General features: G+C 67.1%; 12 protein-coding genes. 10 read left to right on the forward strand and 2 right to left on the reverse strand.

Annotated features, from left to right (window positions below; all coding sequences use genetic code 11):
• Positions 1-15 precede the first annotated feature (15 nt).
• On the reverse strand, positions 16-870 hold the full coding sequence (locus GH815_RS03020) for a LysR family transcriptional regulator (RefSeq protein ID WP_153747277.1): 855 nt from the start codon (positions 868-870) through the stop codon (positions 16-18).
• Between the two features lie 109 nt (positions 871-979).
• Here GH815_RS03020 and GH815_RS03025 point away from each other — a divergent pair, with 109 nt between their 5' ends.
• The 7 genes from GH815_RS03025 to clpX all read left to right on the forward strand — a co-directional run bounded on the left by GH815_RS03025 (position 980) and on the right by clpX (position 8,142).
• Positions 980-1,198 (forward strand): DUF1127 domain-containing protein, encoded by a 219-nt coding sequence (locus GH815_RS03025; protein WP_153747278.1) that lies wholly within the window; start codon positions 980-982, stop codon positions 1,196-1,198.
• 151 nt (positions 1,199-1,349) lie between these two features.
• On the forward strand, positions 1,350-2,108 hold the full coding sequence (locus tag GH815_RS03030) for a Bax inhibitor-1/YccA family protein (RefSeq protein WP_153747279.1): 759 nt from the start codon (positions 1,350-1,352) through the stop codon (positions 2,106-2,108).
• A gap of 155 nt (positions 2,109-2,263) precedes the next feature.
• A complete protein-coding gene (locus tag GH815_RS03035) occupies positions 2,264-3,472 on the forward strand; it encodes an ABC transporter substrate-binding protein (RefSeq protein WP_153747280.1) in 1,209 nt (402 codons plus the stop codon).
• Between the two features lie 4 nt (positions 3,473-3,476).
• Positions 3,477-5,162, forward strand: coding sequence for an ABC transporter permease (locus GH815_RS03040; RefSeq protein ID WP_153747281.1), 1,686 nt, complete (start codon positions 3,477-3,479; stop codon positions 5,160-5,162).
• Positions 5,163-5,795, forward strand: coding sequence for an ATP-binding cassette domain-containing protein (locus GH815_RS03045; RefSeq protein WP_153747282.1), 633 nt, complete (start codon positions 5,163-5,165; stop codon positions 5,793-5,795).
• A gap of 303 nt (positions 5,796-6,098) precedes the next feature.
• Positions 6,099-6,731, forward strand: a complete 633-nt coding sequence (locus GH815_RS03050; protein WP_153747283.1) for an ATP-dependent Clp protease proteolytic subunit — start codon at positions 6,099-6,101, stop codon at positions 6,729-6,731.
• 145 nt (positions 6,732-6,876) lie between these two features.
• Positions 6,877-8,142: an ATP-dependent Clp protease ATP-binding subunit ClpX gene (gene clpX / locus GH815_RS03055; protein WP_153747284.1), complete on the forward strand. Its 1,266-nt coding sequence runs from the start codon at positions 6,877-6,879 to the stop codon at positions 8,140-8,142.
• A gap of 23 nt (positions 8,143-8,165) precedes the next feature.
• On the opposite strand, the gene GH815_RS03060 is transcribed toward clpX, so the two are convergent.
• Entirely contained in the window at positions 8,166-8,624 is a 459-nt protein-coding gene (locus GH815_RS03060; RefSeq protein ID WP_153747285.1) for a CreA family protein, read from the reverse strand.
• 135 nt (positions 8,625-8,759) lie between these two features.
• Here GH815_RS03060 and GH815_RS03065 point away from each other — a divergent pair, with 135 nt between their 5' ends.
• The 3 genes from GH815_RS03065 to GH815_RS03075 all read left to right on the forward strand — a co-directional run bounded on the left by GH815_RS03065 (position 8,760) and on the right by GH815_RS03075 (position 12,184).
• Positions 8,760-9,923: an isovaleryl-CoA dehydrogenase gene (locus tag GH815_RS03065; RefSeq protein ID WP_153747286.1), complete on the forward strand. Its 1,164-nt coding sequence runs from the start codon at positions 8,760-8,762 to the stop codon at positions 9,921-9,923.
• Between the two features lie 36 nt (positions 9,924-9,959).
• Complete coding sequence (locus GH815_RS03070) at positions 9,960-10,478, forward strand: lysozyme inhibitor LprI family protein (protein ID WP_153747287.1); 519 nt, start codon at positions 9,960-9,962, stop codon at positions 10,476-10,478.
• Positions 10,479-10,579: 101 nt separating this feature from the next.
• Positions 10,580-12,184, forward strand: coding sequence for a carboxyl transferase domain-containing protein (locus GH815_RS03075; RefSeq protein WP_153747288.1), 1,605 nt, complete (start codon positions 10,580-10,582; stop codon positions 12,182-12,184).
• Positions 12,185-12,208 lie beyond the last annotated feature (24 nt).

Below are 12,208 nucleotides of genomic sequence, written 5' to 3' on the forward strand. Positions count from 1 at the left end.
TCAAGGCGCAGCCGGTCAGCCCGCACGATAGGCCTGCCGGATCAGCCCGGCCAGCGCGTCAAGTGCCGGGCCCGGGGCGACATCCGACACGTAAAGGTCGATCAGGGTGCGCGGCAGGTCGGGCAGCGCGCCGCCATGAGTGATGCGCTCGACATAGGGCGGCATCGCCCCTTCGACGACGGTATGCACGGCCAGATCGGCGCTGACGCTGGCCTCGACCGTGCGGATCGAGTCGCTTTCGACGGCCATCTGCCAGGGGATGCCCGCGCGGTCCAGCGCCTCCTCGACGTCCTGGCGGAAGATGCAGGCATGTTCATAGGCCAGCCGCAGCGGGCGCTGTTTCCAGGCATGGCCGCCGATCGCGCCGACCCAGACAAGCGGCAGTTCGGCCAGCGTCTCGCCGCCCGGTCCGCAGCGATCCTCGGTGGTCAGGATCAGGTCCACCTCGCCGCGGCGGAACTGTTCGCGCAGCCGCGTGGTGTAGGAAGAAATAAGCTGCACCCGGACGCGCGGAAAATCCGCGGCAAAGCGGTTCAGCACCTGCGGGATCGCCGGATAGACGATGTCATGGGGTACGCCCAGCACGATCTCGCCCTCGTAATCCTGCGCCGTCATGCGGGCATAGACCTCGTCGTTCAGCGCCAGCAGTCGGCGGGCATAGCCCAGCAACTGCTCGCCCGCCGCAGTCAGCCGCACCCGGCGTTCCGAGCGGTCCAGCAGGTCGAGCCCCAGCGCCTGTTCCAGCCGCTTGAGCTGCATCGACACCGCCGATTGCGTCAGGTTCAGGAACCCCGCCGCGCGCGTGACCCCGCCCGCTTCGGCCACGGCCACGAAAGAGCGCAGGGCGGTCAGATCCAGATGGCGCGGCATATCACGATCCCTGATGCAAGGCATAACAATCATTCGTTTGAAGAATGAAACACGATGCGCGATAAGCTGCAAGCAGAGAGAGCAGTCCGCATCACAAGGAGGCACGGCCATGGCCCATATCGTCACCGACACCATCCGGGGCGTCCGTCTTCCCGCGCTGGGCGATCTGTTGCGCCGCATCGGACTTGGCCTTGGCGCCGCCCGCCAGCGTCACCGTCTGGCCGAGCTTGACGAGACCATGTTGCGCGACATCGGCCTTACCCGCGACGAGGCGCTGGCCGAGGCCCGCCGCCCGGTCTGGGACGTGCCGCAAACCTGGCTGCGCTGAGCCGCGTGGCAGGCTGACGCAAACGTTAAGGAATCGCGCCGTTTTCGGACCGGCGCGCCTTGAAATGCCTTTCCCCTTCGCCGATATTCCCCCGCAATGGCGGGGCCCGGATTTTCCGGTCCGCCGGGTGTGAAAATCTGAGGAGGCAGCGATGGCTGACTACAACACGAACACGATCCGCGCGGGCCAGACGGCAGGCATCCGCTCGTCGGCGCAGATCGATGCGGGCCTTCGTGCCCATATGAACAAGGTCTATGGCACCATGTCGGTCGGCATGGTGATCACGGCGCTGGCCGCCTGGGCGATCTCGGGCCTTGCCGTGACGCCCGAGGGCACGCTGTCGGGGCTGGGTCAGGCGATCTATGCCTCGCCGCTGAAATGGGTGATCATGTTCGCCCCGCTGATCATGGTCTTCGGCTTCGGCGCGGTGGCCAACCGGCTGTCGGCGGCGGCGGCGCAGCTTTACTTCTACGGCTTTGCGACGCTGATGGGCCTGTCGATCAGCTCGATCTTCCTGGTGTTCACCGGGCTGTCGATCGTGCAGACCTTCCTGATCACCGCGATCGCCTTTGCGGGCCTGTCGCTGTGGGGCTACACCACCAAGAAGGACATCTCGGGCTGGGGTTCGTTCCTGATCATGGGCGTGATCGGCCTGATCGTTGCCTCGATCGTGAACATCTTCCTGGGCAGCCCGGCGATCATGTTCGCGGTGTCGATCATCGGCGTTCTGCTGTTCTCGGCGCTGACCGCCTATGATACCCAGCGGATCAAGACGGACTACATCCAGCATGCGCAGTCGATGGACAGCGAGTGGCTGGCCAAGTCGGCGATCATGGGGGCGCTGAACCTCTATCTCGACTTCATCAACCTGTTCATGTTCCTGCTGCAATTCCTCGGCAACCGCGAGTGATCCCGGCGGACGGAAATGCGAAGGGGCCGGTGGCGACACCGGCCCCTTTCGTTTTGCGCCACGCGCCGGGCGATCACGGGCTTTTTCCGCGCGGGGGCTTTCGCGGGGCGGCGATGGCTTGGCATAAGGGCATGAAAACCGGAAGGAGAATGCCGATGCGCCGCTTTGCCGTTCTTGCCGCCCTGGTCGCCCTGGGGCCCGGGACCGCCCTGGCCGACCCAGACCCCGCCGACTGGCCCGCGGTTCTGGCAGAGGCGCGCGGGCAGGTGGTTTACTGGAACGCCTGGGGCGGGGCGGCGGCGACCAATGATTTCATCCGCTGGGCGGGTGACGAGGTATCGGCGCGCTACGGCGTGCGGGTCGAGCATGTGAAGCTGGCCGATACCGCGGATGCCGTCAGCCGCGTGCTGGCCGAGAAGACCGCCGGAAAGGACAACGGCGGCGCGGTCGATCTGATCTGGATCAACGGTCCGAATTTCAGGGCGATGAAGGAGGCGGGGCTGCTGTTCGGCCCCTGGGCCGAGGATTTGCCGAACTGGAGCTATGTCGATGTCGACGGCAAGCCCGCGGTCACGGCCGATTTCACGGTGCCGACCGAGGGGATGGAAAGCCCCTGGGCGATGGCGCAGGTGGTGTTCTATCACGATACCGCGCGGCTACCCGATCCGCCCCGCAGCATGGCGGCGCTGCTGGACTGGGCGTCGGCCAATCCGGGCCGCTTCACCTATCCGCAGCCGCCCGATTTCCTGGGCACGACCTTTCTGAAACAGGCGCTCTACGGGATGGTCGAGGATCCTTCCGTGTTGCAGCGCCCGGTCGATCAGGCCGATTACGCGGCCGTCACCGCGCCGCTCTGGGCGTTTCTGGACGATCTGACACCGCATCTGTGGCGGCAGGGCCGGGCCTATCCGCCAAGCGGGCCGCGGCAATTGCAGCTCATGGCGGATGGCGAGATCGACCTTGCGATCTCGTTCAGCCCGGGCGAGGCGTCGGCGGCGATCGCGAACGGGCAATTGCCGGACACGGTACGGACCCTGGTGCTGGAGGGCGGCACCATCGGCAATGCAAGCTTCGTGGCGATCCCCTACAACGCCAATGCCAAGGCGGGCGCGATGGTGCTGGCCGATTTCCTGCTGTCGCCCGAGGCACAGGCGCGGGCGCAGGATCCCGATGTTCTGGGCTATGGCACGGTGCTGGCCATGGACAAGCTGTCGCCCGAGGATCGCGCGCGGTTCGAGGCGCTGGACCTGGGCATCGCCACGCTCTCGCCCGAGGAACTGGGTCCGGCGCTGCCCGAGCCGCACCCCTCCTGGATGAGCCTGATCGAGGCCGATTGGGGCAAACGCTTCGGCTTGGCCGAGTAGCCCCATGCGCCCGCTGCGCGGCGCGCCGCTGCTGACGCTTCTGGTCCTGCTGGGGCCGGTGGCGGCGGGGCTGGTCGGCACGCTGGCCCCGGCGCTGGGGCTGTTCCCGGCACTGGGCGGGCGGGCGCTCAGCCTGGCGCCGATGGCGGCGTTGGCGGCATGGCCGGGCCTGCCGGGGGCGGTAATGCTGTCGGTCGGGGTGGGGCTGGCGGCGACGGTGGCTTCGCTGGCCATCGTGGTGCTGTTCGTCGCGGGCTGGCAGGGGACGCGGGCGATGGCGGGGCTGGAACGGGCGCTGGCGCCGCTTCTGTCGGTGCCGCATGCGGCGGCGGCCTTTGGCCTTGCCTTCCTGATCGCGCCTTCGGGCTGGATCGCTCGCGCGCTGTCGCCCTGGGCAACGGGCTGGGAACGGCCGCCCGATCTGCTGATCGTGCAGGATCCGCTGGGGCTGGCCATGGTCGCGGGGCTGGTGGTCAAGGAGGTGCCGTTCCTGTTGCTGATGACGCTGGCAGCACTTCCGCAGGTTCGGCCCGCGCAGCGGATGGGGGTCGCGCGCGCGCTGGGCTATGGGCGTGTCACGGGCTGGCTCAAGGCGGTGTTTCCCGCGGTCTATGCCCAGATCAGGCTGCTGGTCTATGCGGTGCTGGCCTATTCGATGTCGGTGGTCGATGTGGCGATCATCCTGGGGCCCGGCACGCCGCCGCCGCTGTCGGTGCAGGTGGTGCGCTGGATGGCTGACCCGGATCTTACGCTGCGGTTTCAGGCGGCGGCGGGGGCGGTGCTGCAACTTGCGCTGGTGATCGGGGTGCTCGCGCTCTGGCGGTTGGGCGAGGCGGTGCTGGGCGGCCTGGGCCGCATCTGGGCCGAGGGCGGCGCGCGGCGGCATGGCGATGGCGTGCTGCGCGCGGCCGGGCTGGGGCTGGCGGTGCTGGCGGCGGGCGCGGTGATCGCGGGGCTCGCGGGGCTGGGGCTGTGGTCGATGGCAGGACTCTGGCCCTTTCCCGAAGCGTGGCCCGAGGCGCTCAGTACGCGCAGCTGGCTCCGGCATGGGCCGGGGCTGTTGGCGCCGGGGCTTGAAACGCTCTGGATCGCGGGAGCGGCGACCGTGCTGGCGCTGGCGCTGGTGCTGGCCTGTCTGGAGGCCGAGCATCGGTTCGGGCTGGTGCCCGGAGCGCGCAGCCTGTGGCTGTTGTACCTGCCGCTTCTGGTGCCGCAGGTCGCGTTCCTGCCGGGCTTGCAGGGGTTTGCGCTGATGCTGGGCGTCGATATGGGGCGGGGCGCGGTGATCCTGGGGCATCTGGTCTTTGTGTTGCCCTATGTGTTCCTGTCGCTGGCCGCGCCATGGCGGGCCTGGGACATGCGCTATGCCAGCGTCGCGGCGGCGCTGGGGGCGGGGCGGGGGCGCGTGTTCCGGCAGGTGCGGCTGCCGATGCTTCTGGCCCCTGTGCTGACGGCGGCGGCGGTGGGCTTTGCCGTGTCGGTCGGGCAATACCTGCCGACGCTGCTGATCGGGGGCGGGCGGGTGCAGACACTGACGACCGAGGCGGTGGCCCTGGCCGCGGGCGGCGACCGGCGGGCGATCGCGGTCACCGCGCTGGCGCAGACGCTGGTGGGGATGGCGGGCTTTGCGCTGGCGCTGGCCATCCCGCGGATCCTGTGGGCGAACCGGCGCGGGCTGAGGGCGGGCTAGATGGCGGGGTTGCGGCTGGAGGGGCTGACGATTGCGCACGGCGGGGTGCCGCTGCTGACGCTGGAGGCCAGCATCGCGCCCGGCGAGGTGCTGAGCGTGATGGGGCCGTCGGGCTCGGGCAAGTCCACGCTTCTGTCGGCGATCATGGGCACGCTGGCGCCCGGCTTTGCGATGACGGGGCGCGTCTGGCTCGACGGGCACGAGATCACGCGCCTGCCGCCCGAGGCGCGGCGGGTGGGCATCCTCTATCAGGAGGAATTGCTGTTTCCGCATCTGAGCGTCGGCGGCAACCTGGCCTTCGGCCTGCCGCGTGCGGTGCGGGGGCGGGCGGCACGGGCGGCGCGTGTCGCGGAGGCGCTTGCAGAGGTCGGGCTGGCGGGCTTTGCCGGGCGCGACCCGGCAACGCTGTCGGGCGGACAGAAGGCGCGGGTCGCGCTGATGCGGATGCTGCTGGCCGAACCGCGCGCGCTGTTGCTGGACGAGCCTTTCTCGCGGCTGGATGCGGGGCTGAGGGCGCAGGTACGCGAGATGGTCCTTGCCCGCGCCCGGGCGCGGGGACTGCCGGTATTGCTGGTCACCCATGACGCCGCCGATGCCGAGGCCGCGGGCGGTCAGGTGGTTTCGCTGGGCTAGGACCGCATACGGGGATTCGCCGGGTCCGTTCCCCGGCCCGGATTCCCCCGGCAAGTGCCGGTGCCGCCTCCGGAATCCCGGCCTGCCCGACAGGTTTTCTGCGGCTGGCGCATCCGTTGCGGACGGATCGTTGCCAGATGCCCGCCGCTTGGGCAGCCTGCGCGGATTTGCCGGGCGCCGATCATCCGGTGTTAACCCATGCGCGGCCAAAAACGCGCTATCCCTTGCAGGGGTCCGGAGGCGGAACTAAGACTCGACGGAACCGGGGGCGGATCGCCCCGTAATCTACCATGAGGCAGGCGCATGACCGACATGATCGACCATTACATGAACACCCTCGTGCCCATGGTGGTCGAGCAGACCTCGCGCGGCGAACGGGCCTATGACATCTTTTCGCGCCTGCTGAAGGAGCGGATCATCTTCATCACGGGGCCGATCCATGACGGAATGTCCTCGCTGATCGTGGCACAACTGCTGCATCTCGAGGCCGAGAATCCGACCAAGGACATCTCGATGTACATCAACAGCCCCGGTGGCGTTGTGACTTCGGGTCTGTCGATCTACGACACGATGCAATACATCAAGCCCAAGGTTTCGACGCTGGTGGTGGGGCAGGCGGCCTCGATGGGCTCGCTTCTGCTGGCCGCCGGTGCGCCGGGGATGCGCTTCTCGCTGCCCAACTCGCGCGTCATGGTCCACCAGCCCTCGGGCGGGTATCAGGGGCAGGCGACGGATATCATGATCCACGCCCAGGAGACGCAGAAGCTGAAGGACCGGCTGAACCAGATCTATGTCAAGCATACCGGCCAGGAGTTCCAGGCCGTGGTGGATGCACTGGAGCGCGACAACTTCATGGACCCCGAAGCGGCCAAGGCCTGGGGGCTGATCGACGAGATCGTCGAAAGCCGCGTTGCCGTCGAAGGCGCCAAGGCCTGACGCCACAACCGGGGGAACAAGCCCCGAATTTGGCGTTGTGCCCCGACAACGACTGCCCTACGCTGTAGCGTGGCGTGGGGCGGAACGGCCGCCCTCCGGGCAAATGGCCCGGACGGGCCGCACAGAACGACCGCAGAGGACCGACATGGCGACGACTTCAGGCAGCGACTCCAAGAACACGCTCTATTGCTCGTTCTGCGGCAAGAGCCAGCACGAGGTGCGCAAGCTGATCGCCGGGCCGACGGTGTTCATCTGCGACGAATGTGTCGAACTGTGCATGGACATCATCCGCGAGGAGACCAAGACCACCGGTCTGAAATCCACCGACGGGGTGCCGACGCCCAAGGATATTTGCTCGGTTCTGGACGATTACGTGATCGGCCAGATGCATGCCAAGCGCGTGCTGTCGGTTGCCGTTCACAACCATTACAAACGGCTGAATCACGGCGCGAAATCGGGCGATATCGAGCTGTCGAAATCGAATATCCTGCTGATCGGCCCGACCGGCTGCGGCAAGACTCTTCTGGCCCAGACGCTCGCGCGGATCCTCGATGTGCCCTTCACGATGGCCGATGCGACCACGCTGACCGAGGCGGGCTATGTCGGCGAGGATGTCGAGAACATCATCCTGAAACTGCTTCAGGCATCCGAATACAATGTCGAACGCGCCCAGCGCGGCATCGTCTATATCGACGAGGTCGACAAGATCACCCGCAAGTCCGACAACCCCTCGATCACGCGGGATGTCTCGGGCGAGGGGGTGCAGCAGGCGCTTCTGAAGATCATGGAAGGCACGGTCGCCTCGGTGCCGCCGCAGGGCGGGCGCAAGCATCCGCAGCAGGAATTCCTGCAAGTGGACACCACGAACATCCTGTTCATCTGCGGCGGCGCATTCGCGGGGCTGGAAAAGATCATCGCCCAGCGCGGCAAGGGCTCGGCCATCGGTTTCGGTGCCGATGTCAAGGAGAACGACACCCGCGGCGTGGGCGAGATGTTCAAGGAACTGGAACCCGAGGATCTGCTGAAATTCGGACTGATCCCGGAATTCGTGGGCCGTCTGCCGGTGATCGCCACGCTTCAGGATCTGGACGAGCCCGCGCTGGTGCAGATCCTGACCGAGCCCAAGAACGCGCTGGTCAAGCAGTACCAGCGGCTGTTCGAGCTTGAGGGCGTCAAGCTGACCTTCACCACCGACGCGCTGTCGGCGATCGCCAAGCGGGCGATTGCGCGCAAGACCGGCGCGCGCGGCCTGCGCTCGATCATGGAGGATATCCTGCTCGACACCATGTTCGACCTGCCCGGCATGGACAGCGTCGAGGAAGTGGTGGTCAACGAGGAGGCGGTGACCTCGGAGGCGGCGCCGCTGATGATTCATACCGATCACAAGAAGGAAGGCGCCACCGCCGGCTGAGCGGGGCGCCCGCGCCGGGGCCGCTACTCGGCGCCCGAGCGATAAAGCGGCACGGTCGAGATCGACATCTTGGCCGAGCCCTGTGTCAGTTCGCGGGCATGGACCAGATAGATCAGCGTCTGGTTCGCCTCGTCGAACACGCGCCGCACGCGCAGCGATTTCAGCACCAGCGACCGGCTTTCGCGAAACACCTCCTCGCCGCCGCGACTGCGGTCGATATTGCCGATCTCGATCGGGCCGGTCTGGCGGCAGGCGATCGAGGCGTTGGACGGATCCTCGAACCAGTTGCCCTGGCTCAGCCGGTCGATCAGCGAACGGCTGAAATAGGCGATGTGGCAGGTCACCCCCTTGACCTTGGGATCGGCCACCGCCTCGAGGATGATGTCGTTTCCGGTCCAGTCCACCCCGACGCGCCCGACCTCCTGTGCGGGGGCGGCAATCGGCAGCAGGGCAACAAGCACGGCAAGGGCATGGCGGATCATGGTGGGTTCTCCGGGGTGGTTTCTGCCACATAGCTAGGTGCGACGCCCGTGCCCGCCAGCATGATTGACGCCGCACCCGTCGGGGTGCTATTTAATGAACAAGCGTTCAATAAGTGCCGGGAGGAGGCGCGCCGGATGTTCACCGCCACGATGGAATTCGACCTCGACGAGGACACCGCCGCGCTACGCGACATGGTGCATCGCTGGGCGCAGGAGCGCGTCAAGCCGATGGCCGCCGAGATCGACCGCACCAACGTCTTTCCGCATGCGCTTTGGCGCGAGATGGGCGAGCTGGGGTTGCTGGGCATCACCGTGCCCGAGGAATATGGCGGCGCGGGCATGAGCTATCTGGCCCATGTCATCGCGGTCGAGGAAATCGCGCGCGCCTCGGCCTCGGTGTCGCTGTCCTACGGGGCGCATTCGAACCTGTGCGTCAACCAGATCAAGCTGAACGGCAGTGACGCGCAGAAACGCAAATACCTGCCCGGCCTGCTTTCGGGCGACCATGTCGGCGCGCTGGCCATGTCCGAGGCCGGGGCGGGGTCCGACGTCGTGTCGATGAAGCTGCGCGCCGAGAAGAAGAACGGCTATTACACGCTGAACGGCACGAAATACTGGATCACCAACGGCCCCGATGCCGATACGCTGGTGGTCTATGCCAAGACCGACCCAGAGGCCGGCCCCAGGGGCATCACGGCCTTCATCATCGAGAAAACGATGAAGGGGTTTTCCACGTCTCCGCATTTCGACAAGCTCGGGATGCGTGGCTCGAACACGGCCGAACTGATCTTCGACGATGTGGAAGTCCCCTTCGAGAACGTCCTTGGCGAGGAGGGCAAGGGCGTTCGGGTGCTGATGTCGGGCCTGGACTACGAGCGCGTGGTCCTGGCCGGCATCGGCACCGGAATCATGGCCGCCTGTCTGGACGAGATCATGCCCTACATGCGCGACCGCAAGCAGTTCGGGCAGTCGATCGGGAGTTTCCAGCTGATGCAGGGCAAGATCGCCGACATGTACACGGCGATGAACAGCGCGCGGGCCTATGTCTATGCCGTTGCACGCTCTTGTGATCGCGGCCGGGTGACGCGCCAGGATGCCGCCGCCTGCGTGCTTTACGCCTCCGAAGAGGCGATGAAACAGGCCCATCAGGCGGTGCAAGCCATGGGCGGGGCTGGATTTCTTGCCGACAGCGCCGTGGCGCGGCTGTTCCGCGATGCCAAGCTCATGGAGATCGGCGCCGGCACATCCGAGATCCGGCGCATGCTGGTGGGGCGTGAACTGATGAAGGCGATGGAGTAAAGCTGAGTCATAAACTCAACTTTGAGAGGTGATCCCATGCGACTCCCCCTTCTTCTGGCCGCGACGCTGGCGCTTGCCGGTCCTGCCGCGGCGCAGGTGATCGAGTTCAAGCCCGACGCGACGCTGGCCTGCATGGAAAAGGAAAAGCGCCCCGGCGCCGCGATCCTCTGCGTGGGCGAGGCCGCCCGCGCCTGCATCCAGAAGGTCAAGGGCGCCTCGGTCAGCGACAGCGCGGTCTGCCTGCAATCCGAGGCCGAATACTGGAAGGGCCGGATGGATGTCGCCTTCAGGGCGATGCTGGCCGAAGCCGAAAAGGCCGATGCCGCCTTCGCCAAGACGCCCGAGGCCCAGCAGCAGAAGGCGAAGATGACCGACGACATGGCCAAGGAACAGGCAGAGTGGGACCGCTGGAGCGAGACCCGCTGCTGGATCGAGGCCGGATTGCGCCGCGGCACGCCCTATCGCGTGACCGCCGCGGCCAGTTGCACGATGAAACAGATGGCCGAACGCGCGTTGTTCTACGAAAATGCGCTACGCTACATGCAGACAAAGTAGACCCAAGGCCCGCGCCGTCCGGGGGAGGGACAGTGCGGGCCGGTCCAAGGGAGGAACGATGCCATGATCCGCAAGATGGCCCGCCTTGGGGAGGTTCGGTCATGCGCCTGACCTCTGCCGCGATCCCCGGTTCGGACGCCTTCCGCGCCAACCGCGCCGCCCATCTGGACGCGCTGCGCCTGGTCGAGGAGGCCGCCGCGCTGGCCGCTCTGGGCGGCGGCGCCAAGGCGCGCGAGCGCCATCTCGCGCGCGGCAAGATGCTCCCGCGCGAACGGGTGGCGAACCTTCTGGACCCGGGCGCGCCGTTCCTGGAAATCGGCGCGACGGCCGCACATGGCATCCATGGTGGCGAGGCACCCGCGGCGGGCGTGATCGCGGGCATCGGGCGGGTGCATGGCCAGGAGGTCATGGTGGTCTGCAACGATGCCACCGTGAAGGGCGGCACCTATTTCCCGTTGACGGTCAAGAAGCACCTGCGCGCCCAGGAAATCGCCGAGGAATGCCATCTGCCCTGCGTCTATCTGGTCGATTCGGGCGGCGCCAACCTGCCCAACCAGGACGAGGTCTTCCCCGATCGCGACCATTTCGGCCGCATCTTCTACAACCAGGCGCGGATGTCGGCCAAGGGCATCCCCCAGATCGCCGCGGTGATGGGGTCCTGCACCGCGGGCGGTGCCTATGTGCCCGCCATGTCGGATGTCACCATCATCGTGCGCGAGCAGGGCACGATCTTCCTGGCCGGGCCGCCGCTGGTGCGCGCCGCCACTGGCGAGGTGGTCACGGCCGAGGATCTGGGCGGTGGCGACGTGCATACGCGGCTGTCGGGTGTGGCCGATTACCTGGCCGAGGACGATGCCCATGCGCTGGCGCTTGCCCGCCGGGCAATCGCGCATCTCAACCGCGAGAAACCCGCGACCGTGCGGCTGGAATCCCCCGAAGACCCGGCCTACGACCCCGAGGAATTGCTGGGCGTGGTGCCGGCCGACCTGCGCACGCCCTATGACATCCGCGAGGTGATCGCGCGCATCGTCGACGGCTCGCGCTTCGACGAGTTCAAGCCGCGCTTCGGCGAGACGCTGGTGACGGGCTTCGCCCATGTCATGGGCATCCCCGTGGGCATCATCGCCAATAACGGCGTGATCTTTTCGGAATCCGCCCAGAAGGGCGCGCATTTCGTCGAACTCTGCTCCCAGCGCGGTACGCCGCTGATCTTCCTTCAGAACGTCACCGGCTTCATGGTCGGTCGCAAATACGAGAACGAGGGCATCGCGCGCCATGGCGCCAAGATGGTCACCGCCGTCGCCTCGACCAATGTCCCCAAGATCACCATGATCGTGGGCGGCAGCTTCGGCGCGGGCAATTACGGCATGGCGGGCCGCGCCTATCAGCCCCGCTTCCTCTGGACCTGGCCCAATTCCCGCATCTCGGTGATGGGCGGCGAACAGGCCGCGGGCGTGCTGGCGACGGTCAAGCGCGACGCCATCGAACGGGCGGGCGGCAGTTGGTCGCCCGAGGAGGAGGCCGAGTTCCGCCGCCCCACCGTCGAGATGTTCGAGCGCCAGAGCCACCCGCTCTATGCCTCGGCCCGGCTCTGGGATGACGGCATCGTGGACCCGCGCAAGTCGCGCGCGGTGCTCGCGCTCTCGCTTTCGGCGGCCTTGAACGCCCCGATCCAAGAAACCCGCTTCGGCGTCTTCCGGATGTAGCCCCGCCCCCGCCCCCTCCTTCTT

Origin of the sequence: Rhodovulum strictum, assembly GCF_009649175.1 — a bacterium.
Lineage (GTDB): Bacteria > Pseudomonadota > Alphaproteobacteria > Rhodobacterales > Rhodobacteraceae > Rhodovulum > Rhodovulum strictum.

Bases quoted from the DNA above. Each gene is read 5' to 3' on its own strand.
- GH815_RS03020 (WP_153747277.1), bottom strand. From the start codon at position 870: ATGCCGCGCCATCTGGATCTGACCGCCCTGCGCTCTTTCGTGGCCGTG.
- GH815_RS03025 (WP_153747278.1), top strand. From the start codon at position 980: ATGGCCCATATCGTCACCGACACCATCCGGGGCGTCCGTCTTCCCGCG.
- GH815_RS03030 (WP_153747279.1), top strand. From the start codon at position 1,350: ATGGCTGACTACAACACGAACACGATCCGCGCGGGCCAGACGGCAGGC.
- GH815_RS03035 (WP_153747280.1), top strand. From the start codon at position 2,264: ATGCGCCGCTTTGCCGTTCTTGCCGCCCTGGTCGCCCTGGGGCCCGGG.
- GH815_RS03040 (WP_153747281.1), top strand. From the start codon at position 3,477: ATGCGCCCGCTGCGCGGCGCGCCGCTGCTGACGCTTCTGGTCCTGCTG.
- GH815_RS03045 (WP_153747282.1), top strand. From the start codon at position 5,163: ATGGCGGGGTTGCGGCTGGAGGGGCTGACGATTGCGCACGGCGGGGTG.
- GH815_RS03050 (WP_153747283.1), top strand. From the start codon at position 6,099: ATGACCGACATGATCGACCATTACATGAACACCCTCGTGCCCATGGTG.
- clpX (WP_153747284.1), top strand. From the start codon at position 6,877: ATGGCGACGACTTCAGGCAGCGACTCCAAGAACACGCTCTATTGCTCG.
- GH815_RS03060 (WP_153747285.1), bottom strand. From the start codon at position 8,624: ATGATCCGCCATGCCCTTGCCGTGCTTGTTGCCCTGCTGCCGATTGCC.
- GH815_RS03065 (WP_153747286.1), top strand. From the start codon at position 8,760: ATGTTCACCGCCACGATGGAATTCGACCTCGACGAGGACACCGCCGCG.
- GH815_RS03070 (WP_153747287.1), top strand. From the start codon at position 9,960: ATGCGACTCCCCCTTCTTCTGGCCGCGACGCTGGCGCTTGCCGGTCCT.
- GH815_RS03075 (WP_153747288.1), top strand. From the start codon at position 10,580: ATGCGCCTGACCTCTGCCGCGATCCCCGGTTCGGACGCCTTCCGCGCC.